An 11,040-nucleotide genomic window follows, 5' to 3' on the forward strand; every position below is an offset into this window, starting at 1 on the left:
TGCAATTGGTTCTGCAATTGGTTCTGCAATTGGTTCTGCAATTGGTTCTGCAATTGGTTCTGCAATTGGTTCTGCAACTGGTTCTGGCTCTACCTTAGTATTGTAAGTAGCAGGCTCATAATCTTGATAAACATTATTAGAATTATCCTCAATAATACCAGTACTAATATCATTGTTAATAAGGTCGTTATCAGTATTGCTATCTTGTCTAGTAACGTCGTAAGTTTGCGAATCATACGCGGCTGTTACGGTATGTCTGATAGCCGTTGCAGGACTTGCAGTATTAACATTATCAGGCTCAGTAACTGAGGTGCTGGTTAACATCTCATCAAGGGGTAATGGACGGAAAGCCAATAGGCGTAATATGCACATCTCCAGCGCTTGCATCGGCGTACTGGCAAGCTTAATACTTTCGCGTGCTTGTACCACAATCTCATAATACAGCTGCAACACATCAGGGCTAATATGCTGGGCTAAAGTATTGATAGTTTGCGCTTGCGCCTCATTCACGTTAAGCGCCACTTCAGGTAGCAATTGAGTTAAGGCCAGTTGATGTAATAGCTCAGCGAGGCCATCAAACATACTGGACGCATCAACCATTTGCGCCCGCATCTGCTCAATATGCGCGGCAACTGCTGATTTATCATGGTTATAAATATCAGTGATTAAGCGCACTAAGTCAGCCGCATCAATCAAGCCTAACATCTCATTAACCGTCACATCATCAAGCGCCCCTTGCCCAAAGGCAATGGCCTGATCAGTCAACGATAACGCATCCCGTACTGAGCCTTTAGCGGCACTTGCCAGCTGCCATAAAGCCGGTTGAGTATAGCTCACATGCTCTTGAGTTAAAACATTAGCCAAATGCTCACTAAGCAAAGTTTGTGGCAGTGGACGCAACACAAACTGTAAACAGCGCGAGATAATGGTAATCGGCAGCTTTTGGGGATCAGTCGTTGCTAGTAAAAACTTCACATGTTCAGGCGGCTCTTCTAAAGTCTTGAGGAGCGCGTTAAAACTGTGCGTCGACAGCATATGCACCTCATCAATGAGGTAAACTTTATAACGCCCTTGGCTTGGTGCATAAGGGACATTATCAAGCAGCTCGCGGGTATCTTCAACCTTAGTACGAGAAGCGGCATCAATCTCAATAAGATCAATAAAACGCCCTTGGTCAATCGCCACGCAATTATCACATACTCCGCACGGCGTACTGGTCACGCCCATATCGCAGTTCAAACACTTTGCTAGGATACGCGCAATAGTAGTCTTACCGACCCCACGTGTACCAGTAAATAAATAAGCATGATGCAGACGATTATAATCAATAGCATTGATTAACGCTTGCGAGACATGATTTTGCCCGATTAACTCATGGAAGTTTTTGGGTCGGTATTTACGGGCTAAGACTTGATATTGCTGCGTCATATCCATCCATTTTGCCAAGTGGCTTAGATTACTAGAATACTTATAAGTAAATACGAGAGCTATTTTTGAAGTGTTATTTTAGAGTGCTTATTATAGCAAAAAGCCAGCACATGCGTCTGGCTTGTTATTGGTTTGACAATGACTTAGTAGGCGCTAAATACTCGCTAACAACCAAGTATTAATAGTGGCTTATTGATCTACTTTACGGCGCATATGTGGGAATAAAATCACATCACGAATACTGGCAGAGTCAGTAAATAACATAACCAAACGGTCGATACCAATACCCTCGCCTGCAGTTGGTGGTAGGCCATAAGATAAGGCTTCGATATACTCTTCATCAAAATGCATCGCTTCGTCATCACCCGCATCTTTTTCGGCGACTTGCCCACGGAAACGCTCGGCTTGATCAGCAGGATCATTTAACTCACTAAAACCATTGGCCAACTCACGACCACCGATGAACAGCTCAAAGCGATCGGTGATTTCAGGGTTGTCATCGTTACGACGTGCCAGCGGCGAGGTCTCAGCTGGGTATTCAGTGATGAATGTCGGCTGACGTAATTGATGCTCAGCAGTTTCTTCAAATACGATGGTTTTTAATTTACCAGCACCAAAGACATCTTTCACTTGCTGCTTGAGCGTATTCGATACATAGTCTGCTAAATATTCGCGATCATCAATATGCGCCATATCAAAACCTTCCGCATGTTGTGCGATTGCATCAGACATCGAAATACGGGCAAAGGGTGCTTTTAAGCTGATGATTTCTTCCTGATAAGTCAGCTCAGTGCTACCTAGAATATCAGTCGCCAGCTGATTAAATAAGCGCTCAGTTAAGTCCATCAAATCATGATAATCTGCATACGCTTGATAGAATTCAATCATAGTAAATTCAGGGTTATGACGGGTTGACACCCCTTCATTACGGAAGCTACGATTAATCTCAAATACTTTTTCAAAACCGCCAATCACTAGACGCTTCAAATATAACTCAGGTGCGATACGCAAATATAGCGGCATATCTAGGGCGTTATGATGGGTCTCAAAAGGACGCGCTACTGCGCCGCCTGGGATAGGATGCATCATTGGCGTCTCAACTTCCATGAAGCGCTCATTAAGCATAAATTGACGAATACCGCTGACCACTTGACTGCGAATAACAAAGGCTTCACGAGTCGATTCATTGGTCATCAAATCTAGATGACGATTGCGATAACGGGCTTCAACATCTGCTAAGCCATGAAACTTGTTCGGCATTGGGCGTAGTGACTTAGTTAATAGCTGAATCTCTTCGATATGCACATATAAATCACCTTTTCCTGAGCGACTGATATAGCCTGAAACCCCAACGATATCGCCTAAATCTAGAGACTTGATACTGGCAAGTACTTCAGGATCCAGCTCTTTTCGTGCGACGTATAATTGAATGCGACCCGTCATATCTTGTATAACAATGAAAGCGCCACGGTTAAGCATCACTCGACCAGCGACGTTAACTTGGGTCTTAACAGGATTTTCATCAATCTCTTGCTTCGATAAACCCTCAAAAGCCGTTTGTAAATCTTGAGCATAATCAGTACGTTTAAACTGATTGGGATAAGGCTGTTGACCAGAAGCCTTTATATCATCAAGCTTAGCTTGTAGTTGAGCGATAAGCTCATTTGGGTCTTCTACTGCTGCAACTTGGTCTTGGTTGTTTTGCTTTGACATAACACTCTCAAAATTATTGAATAATTAAAGGAATAAAATAATAAACTTAAAATGATAATAAGTTATTTATTATTATCAGAACTACTGGTGTTTTCTGTCTCGTAGCCATTAGTTATTGTACTGGCTTTCAATTTACTAATCACCGCCACCGATACTAGCCATCAAGTCGGCTTGGTGCTCACGTAGTAGCGAATCAAGCAATTCATCCATATCGCCTTCCATAATGGCATCAAGCTTATATAAGGTTAAGTTAATGCGATGGTCCGTCATGCGCCCTTGTGGGAAGTTATAAGTACGAATACGCTCACTACGGTCGCCACTCCCAACCAAATCTCGACGTATCGTATCCGCGGCATCGACTTGAGCTTGAACCTTAACCTGTTGAATTTTTGAGATAAGCATTTTCATCGCTTGCGCACGGTTTTTATGTTGGCTGCGTTCTTGCTGGCACTCTACCACGGTGCCGGTCGGAATGTGAGTCAGACGTACGGCTGAATCAGTCGTGTTAACGTGCTGACCACCCGCGCCGCTTGAGCGAAACGTATCGAAGCGAATGTCTGCTGGATTTAAATCCACCGTATCATCAATCTCAACTTCAGGCATTACCGCAACGGTACAAGCGGAAGTATGTACGCGGCCTTGGCTTTCGGTCTCAGGCACACGCTGAACACGATGCACCCCAGACTCGAATTTTAAACGACCATAAACACTGTTCCCCGAGACACGAGTGATAATCTCTTTATAGCCGCCGTGCTCCCCTTCGTTAGCTGACAATACTTCCACTGTCCAGCCTTGGGTTTGCGCATACTTTTGGTACATTCTGAACAAATCACCAGAGAAAATCGCCGCTTCATCGCCGCCAGTACCTGCACGAATTTCCAAAAATGCAGGCACTTTATCATTCGGATCTTTCGGCAGCATCATGACGTTGAGCGCTTCTTCCATCTCAACGATGGTATCGCGTGCACTATCGATTTCCTCTTGCATCATCTCTTTCATTTCAGGATCTGAAGCTTCGACGAGCATAGCTTCGGCATCAACTTGATCCCTTTCTGCCTGACCATAGTTCAACCATAAAGTGGTAATATCCATCAAATCGCTGTGCTCAACGGACAGCTCACGGAATTTATTATTATCGTTAATGACACCAGGGTCGGACAATAAGGCGGTCACTTCTTCATAACGGTCTACCATCTGGTCTAAACGTAAGCGCAGGGATTCTTTCATAACGTGACTTTATCTAAATAAGGGAAATAAGACTGCAATTATAGCAAATTTTTGCAGCAAAATTAAAACCACTGCGTAAACTTCACGCTTATATCAATAAACATCACTAACCCTACCCAATAAACAAAATTTAAGCATAAAAAAATAGCCAAGATTGCTCTTAGCCATTTTACTTAAATTGACGATAAGAATCGTAAATTAGTAAGTTACAATTATCTCAGCTATAAATACGAGACTTTAGGCCTTACGTACTAATACTGAACCAATAGAATAACCGGCCCCAAACGAGCAAATTACACCCAGATCGCCTGACTGTAGCGCATCTTTATAACGATGGAAAACTACCATTGGGCTAGATGAGCTGGTATTGGCAAATTCAGCAATAACGCTTGGCGCAATGGCTTTATCTGCATCACGGCCAACTACTGTACGTAAGATTAAATCAATCATATTAGCATTTGCTTGGTGTAGCCACATCATTTTAACGTCACTTGCCTGCAGATTATTTTCTTGCAAATGCTCAGTGATAATTTGAGAGACTTTTGGGCAGACCTCACGGAATACTTTACGACCATTTTGTAAGAACAGCTTATCAGTTACCGGCTCTTTAAGATCCGGATACATCTCTGTACCCGCTGCTAAAAACTCAGAGCGATCCATAAAACCGTATTCGTTTTTGATATTGGTTGAAAACTCAGTAAATAGCTTAGAGTTTAGAATCTCATAGCCTTTAGGTGTATCTAAGTCTTCTACGATACAGGCGGTTGCTACATCACCAAAGATAAAGTGACTGTCACGGTTGCGCCAGTTAAGATGCGCAGAGGTAATCTCAACATTGACCACAGCAATGCGTTTGGCAAGTCCAGATACGATAGAACCATGTGCTTGTGACAGACCAAAGGTCGCTGCACTACAAGCAACGTTCATATCATACGCAAAGCCGCCAATCATACCGATCTCATTCTGAATCTCGATAGCAACGGCAGGATAAGTACGCTGGAAGTTTGAGCAAGCAAGGATAATGCCATCTAAATCATTAGGCTCTAAACCAGCATCTTTGAGCGCGTCTCTAAGTGCTGCTGCACCCATTTCTGCCATCACAGATAGCTCTTCACCCAAGTTACGATAGGCAATGACTGGTGCCATAATTTCAGGATCTAAAATACCGTCTTTTTCCATCACGTAGCGTGACTTGATACCAGATACTTTTTCGATAAATTCAGCGGACGAGTGTTGCAGCGCAGGTATGGTATCGTTTGCTATTTCGTCAGCATGCTTTTCATTATAATTATCAACATACTGGTTAAATGACTCTACCAGTTCTTCGTTACTGATGCTATAAGGGGGGATGTACAAACCGGTGCCGGTGATACAAGTCGTCATAATAAGCTTCCTTGTCTACTACTGTTGCGCTTAATGATAAGCATAGAGTATGAGAAAATAGTGAATAATTAATTTCGGTGAATAACTGTAAACTTAAAACTGATGCTTTATTATGCCTGAATATTATTGTTTTTCTAATACTTTGTTACAAATAATCAATTTCAGTCATATAAGGGCTAAAGGCTAATGTTATCAATCTCTAGCTACTATATAATTTATGCGCACTAGTTAAAGGCAAAAGCCAGGTACACTCAAAGACATTATACTTTAACAAAAAAAATAATTAGGAGCTCACATGGTAGGAACTTTTGATTGGTTATTTGGACAATATGCTGAATATCCAACACTATTTATTGTACTAGAGCTTATTGGCGTTATATTTGGTGTCGCCAGTGTCTTACTAGCGCGTAGAACCAGTATACTGGTCTTCCCTATCGGAATAGTCAGTACCGCTATTTTTGTTTATCTGCTTTGGAAGTGGCAATTATTTGGCGACATGTTCATCAATGCTTATTATACGGCTATGGGTCTATATGGTTGGAGAAATTGGTCAAGAAGTAAGGCAAATATAAGTCAGAAAACTAAAGTGAATCAGGATAGTAAGCAAGCAGACCAGCAGTCTCAAAATAATGTCCAGATTGAGCATATTCAGGCAAGCGATATACCTATAATGGCAGTGCTAACGATTGTTACCGTCGCCTTCGTGGCGCTGGTCTATTATTTCCGACCTGTCATTAATAATAACTTTAGCTTTGATGGTGCGGTACTGGGTCTACACTTATTTACTTGGGTCGACTATACCGATATGCTCACGACCGCATTATTCTTAATAGCCATGTGGCTGATGGCCAGTCGCAAAATTGAGCATTGGTTACTATGGATAGTCGCCGATGTCATCTCGGTGCCGCTATACTTTTATAAAGGTTTCACCTTCACTGCACTACAGTACATAGTGTTTACTTTCATTGCAATCTGGGCATATTATGAATGGCAACGACGTTACCGTATTCAATTTAACGCAGCATACGCCTAAATCGGTTATCAATGTCGCTATCCTCGGTGCAGAAAGTACTGGCAAGACTACTTTATGTCGCGACTTAGCCGCATATTTTGGTAGCCCTTGGGTACCAGAATATATGCGTACCTACTTGCAGAAAAAGTGGAATGTTGAGGAAAAGACTTGCGCATGGGACGACTTGTTGCCTATTGCTCAAGGTCAGATTGCTCTAGAGAATAAACTAGCACTACAAGCTGAGCAGACAGTCCCAGCAGTTAAAACTGCGCAGCATACTATAGCAAATAGACAATATCTGTTTTGTGATACCAGCTCGTTTGAGCTGATGGTTTATGCCAATTGGTATTATGGTGACTGTCCTGATGCCCTTACTAAAGCAGCATTGGCACATCATTATGATTTGATTCTATTGACTAAAGTCGATATTCCATGGGTCGCTGATGATTTACGTGATAGCCCGCATGGGCGTGAAGAGATAAGTGCCCGCTTTGCTGCCGAGCTGATTCGTTATAATAAACCTTTTCGATGTATTGGTGGCGATAGAGATCAGCGGGTTTTTCAGGTAGTAGGTTGGTTAAATGATTTTAATTAATTTAAAATCTTACTTAGGCTATTTATTATTAATAATGAGCTTAGTAGAGATTGATTGTTTATCTAACTATGCTATTGTTAAGTTATCCTACACTTGCTAGTGCTTACTAGGAATTATTTTTGAAAGCTACCTTATATACGATTATTGCTTTAATAGCTTTTGCCGCAAACTCGCTTTTCTGCAGAATGGCCTTAGCAGAAGGTTATATAGATCCTTGGAACTTTACGGTTGTTCGCCTGTCGAGTGCTGCTGCCTGCCTTGGTATTATCATGGCAGTTTATACCTATACTCTAAAACGTAAGGGTACATTTGATAGTGCCATTTTAAAAGATAAAGGCAGCTGGCGCAGTAGTATTACCTTATTAATTTATGCCCTTTGTTTTTCAATCGCGTATATGGAGCTAGATACTGGCACGGGTGCGCTTATTTTATTTTCAGCGGTACAACTCACTATGATTGGCTGGGGTGTTTATAAAAAAGAGCCATTGAGTGCTTTGCAATGGTCGGCTCTTATAGTCGCGGTAGCAGGCTTTATTTATTTAATGCTGCCGTCAGCAGCTGTGCCTTCCCTATTTGGTGCGGCCCTTATGGCCATAAGCGGTGTGGCATGGGGAATATATAGTATACGTGGTAAATCCTGTATATCGCCACTTCGAGCCACGGGCTTTAACTTTATCAGAAGCCTAGTCGCTATTCCTATATTGCTATTAGTAGGCATGAGCGATCTAAAAAATATAAGTATTGAAGGGATACTACTCGCTTGTGCATCAGGAGCAATAGCATCCGGCCTTGGCTACAGCATTTGGTATATGGCAATGCCGCTGTTAAAAAGCACCCAAGCAGCAGTGGTACAATTATGCGTGCCTGTATTAGCTGCTATTGCAGGCGTGCTATTTTTATCCGAGCAGTTAACCGTACAGTTTATAGTGGCAAGCGCTGTGATTTTAGGCGCGGTATTGGTATTTATTTTAAATAAAAAGGGGCTTAAAAAATTAAGTTAAAGCCAATTAAAATCAATATCTCACGGCTCATTGAGCCATTATAGAATAAGTATCATAAGCATGAAAAACACAATAATTTTTACGTACAATGATTATTCAATCTCGCTAATTATTAACACTAACCAATAGGTAAACTTATGATTAAAATGATTCCTGTTATCGCTTTTGCTTTAATAGCTTCCTCTTGCGTCAGTGCTGAAAAAAACATGCCTACAGCCGAAAGTCCTCATGCAACAAACAGTCATATAGTTAAAGAAACAACTAATTATAAAAGTACTGAAAATGGCTTGATTACCCTTGAGAGTCATCATTCAGTCAAAGTAACCGCTGATAGGTTTGAATCTATCGCTAAAAATAAAGGCTTAACTTTATTTGGCAGAATTGATCACCAAAAAAATGCGGCAGGTGTTGATTTAAAATTAAGACCAACGGAAGTCATTATCTTTGGTAACCCTAAAGTTGGAACACCGCTAATGCAGTCTGCTCAAACAGTAGCCATTGATTTGCCGCAAAAGGTTCTCATTAGTGAAGATGCAGAAGGCGTGGTTCGACTTACCTATAACAATCCTGAATACTTAAAAGCACGCCATAATATTGAAGGGTGCGATAAAGCCATCAATAATATATCAATGCTGATTAGCAAGTTAAGCACTGCGGCAACCTCAAAGTAAATCCCTAAAAAGAGACTCCATTCACCGTACACTAAAAAAGTGTACGGCTAATTTGGTAAATAAGTCCCTTGTACGTTCGAGTAGTGTCCATTAAACCAGAATTTTTTGGACACTATTATAATTCACCAAAAACATCTTAATGCACTAAGATAATAGGTGAGAGCGTGCTGACAATAATCTCGGTAGTGGTATTACCAAGAAATAACTGCCGCCACTTAGAACCTCCATAAGCACCAACCACAATAATATCGATCTTATTTTCCACTTGGAACGTTAATAATCCATCAACTGCATCAGCTGCGGATAAGAGATGAGCATCTACCATAAAGCCCGATGATTTTAATTGTTCAACTGCCGCTGCCAATATTTTTTTAGAGGAGTCATCATCATTTCCTATCATCACAATGTGACCTTGCATGCCTCTCAAAAGTGGGCTATTAGCCACCATTTGCACCGCTTTAATAGCTATTTTACTGGCATCAAATGCAACCATGAAGGAGGTAGGCACTTTAAACTGCTCTGAGCATATCAAAATGGGTATACTTGATGCGCGTGCAACGGTTTCAATTTGGCTACCAATATTGATTCGATTATTCTTGTGATCTTCTCCACGCCGGCCCATAACGATGGCTCGATTTTTTTCTTTAAAGTGCTCGATAGCAGGTAGTAGTTTGCTTCGACGTTGATAACTATCTACATTCACATCGAAGCGACTGTTAATATAGCTTTTTGCATCTTGTATTAACGCATTACTATAACTGTTGACAACCTGAGCTCTTTTTTCATCTAGCTGCGTTAGTTCTCCTAGTAACAATTGGCGGCTATCGATACCTATCGCTCCTGACAAGTCTCGCCTTGTCGAGGCAGGGATATCAGTAGCATGTAATAATCCGACCGATAAATCTAATCGACTGGCATACCATGCGGCATAGCTACAAACGGACTCAGTGACTGCCGACCCATCAATACAAGCTAAAATATGCTGTTCTGTTGACATAGTTTATCCTTAATTTTTCAATTGATAGGTTTATCATAGACACCGAACTTTTTTACCAGCGCTTGGCGGACTTCATTATAGATATTTTTATAATTGCTTCTTAATAATCAATAATTACTTATAACCGATAAATTGCACCACCGCACTAAGTCCTTGATGGCGTGCGCCTTCTGAAATGCTACGGTGCTTTTCAACACCGGTAACTTCTTCAAGCTCTGCAAGTTCTGGGCGTAATTTTCCTAGTGACACGAAGCGCTCTTTTTGTGTGGCAGGCGGCCCGCCAATACCTTCCATAGTGAGTTGCTGCTCAGTATAAGCTTCGAGGATAAACACCCCGCCGGGCTTTAATGCTTTTGCAATCTGTGCATGAACGCTTTGCTGTACAGCATCAGGCATGTGTGCCCAAATAGAAATAATGCCATCCCACTGTTGTTCGCCCAATGAATAATCGGCTAAATCTGCAACCTGAGTCGATATAGTAACGCCCTTGTCACTGGCTAATTTTAGCGCCTTACTCAGGCCAACTTCAGAGAGATCCATCGCAGTTACCTGATAGCCTCTCTGAGCTAAGAATACTGCATTGCGCCCCTCACCTTCAGCTAGACACAACACTTGGCCGCCTGCTGGTATTCTCTCAAATTCTTCTTTTAGAAAATCATTAGGTTCTGTGCCAAAGACATAATCTGGCTCACTGTAGCGTTCATCCCACATATTAGCTTCCTTCTATTATTTGTGGTTAAACATTCATTCTACTATCTAATTGGTAGCATTGTCTGTGATGATATTAAGACTTATGTTCTGTGGGAGTTGTTACTCGTAGCATGGATGGAGCGAAAGCATAACCCACGCTATACTTCCTCGGTAGATAGTGTGTGCCTAAATAAATAGATAATTTTAGGCCTATGCCTTATTTAGTGTATTTCCACTATAATGTTTCTAGGGTCTGTATAGAATTAGGGAATAGTTGAAAAAAATAAGCAACGCCTTAAACTCTTGTTTACCACAACAAAGAG

General features: G+C 41.5%; 10 protein-coding genes. 4 read left to right on the plus strand and 6 right to left on the minus strand.

Annotated features, from left to right (window positions below; genetic code table 11):
* The 4 genes from dnaX to JMY06_RS11140 form a co-directional block, all read right to left on the minus strand.
* Nucleotides 1-1,428 (minus strand): DNA polymerase III subunit gamma/tau (gene dnaX / locus JMY06_RS11125; RefSeq protein ID WP_201618316.1); only part of this gene is annotated, 1,428 nt, incomplete at its 3' end.
* Between the two features lie 189 nt (nt 1,429-1,617).
* On the minus strand, nt 1,618-3,141 hold the full coding sequence (lysS, locus tag JMY06_RS11130; RefSeq protein ID WP_201618317.1) for a lysine--tRNA ligase: 1,524 nt from the start codon (nt 3,139-3,141) through the stop codon (nt 1,618-1,620).
* Nucleotides 3,142-3,276: 135 nt separating this feature from the next.
* On the minus strand, nt 3,277-4,368 hold the full coding sequence (gene prfA / locus JMY06_RS11135; RefSeq protein ID WP_201618318.1) for a peptide chain release factor 1: 1,092 nt from the start codon (nt 4,366-4,368) through the stop codon (nt 3,277-3,279).
* 237 nt (nt 4,369-4,605) lie between these two features.
* Complete coding sequence (locus tag JMY06_RS11140; protein ID WP_201618319.1) at nt 4,606-5,751, minus strand: beta-ketoacyl-ACP synthase III; 1,146 nt, start codon at nt 5,749-5,751, stop codon at nt 4,606-4,608.
* A 295-nt stretch (nt 5,752-6,046) separates the two neighbouring features.
* Between JMY06_RS11140 and pnuC the strand changes: the two genes are divergently transcribed.
* The 4 genes from pnuC to JMY06_RS11160 all read left to right on the plus strand — a co-directional run bounded on the left by pnuC (nt 6,047) and on the right by JMY06_RS11160 (nt 9,030).
* Entirely contained in the window at nt 6,047-6,784 is a 738-nt protein-coding gene (gene pnuC, locus JMY06_RS11145) for a nicotinamide riboside transporter PnuC (RefSeq protein WP_201618320.1), read from the plus strand.
* Nucleotides 6,735-7,358, plus strand: a complete 624-nt coding sequence (locus JMY06_RS11150) for an AAA family ATPase (protein ID WP_201618321.1) — start codon at nt 6,735-6,737, stop codon at nt 7,356-7,358. The genes pnuC and JMY06_RS11150 overlap by 50 nt, the downstream gene beginning before the upstream one ends.
* A gap of 119 nt (nt 7,359-7,477) precedes the next feature.
* Nucleotides 7,478-8,359 (plus strand): DMT family transporter, encoded by an 882-nt coding sequence (locus JMY06_RS11155; protein WP_201618322.1) that lies wholly within the window; start codon nt 7,478-7,480, stop codon nt 8,357-8,359.
* A gap of 137 nt (nt 8,360-8,496) precedes the next feature.
* Nucleotides 8,497-9,030 carry a DUF302 domain-containing protein gene (locus JMY06_RS11160; RefSeq protein WP_201526591.1) on the plus strand — a complete coding sequence of 178 codons (534 nt, stop codon included), beginning with the start codon at nt 8,497-8,499 and terminating at the stop codon, nt 9,028-9,030.
* Nucleotides 9,031-9,166: 136 nt separating this feature from the next.
* On the opposite strand, the gene JMY06_RS11165 is transcribed toward JMY06_RS11160, so the two are convergent.
* Both JMY06_RS11165 and JMY06_RS11170 read right to left on the minus strand, forming a co-directional pair.
* Nucleotides 9,167-10,027, minus strand: a complete 861-nt coding sequence (locus tag JMY06_RS11165) for a universal stress protein (protein ID WP_201618323.1) — start codon at nt 10,025-10,027, stop codon at nt 9,167-9,169.
* 114 nt (nt 10,028-10,141) lie between these two features.
* A complete protein-coding gene (locus tag JMY06_RS11170) occupies nt 10,142-10,738 on the minus strand; it encodes a class I SAM-dependent methyltransferase (RefSeq protein ID WP_201618324.1) in 597 nt (198 codons plus the stop codon).
* Between the last annotated feature and the right edge of the window lie 302 nt (nt 10,739-11,040).

The sequence above is a fragment of the Psychrobacter urativorans genome (genome assembly GCF_904846675.1).
GTDB classification, from domain to species: domain Bacteria; phylum Pseudomonadota; class Gammaproteobacteria; order Pseudomonadales; family Moraxellaceae; genus Psychrobacter; species Psychrobacter urativorans_B.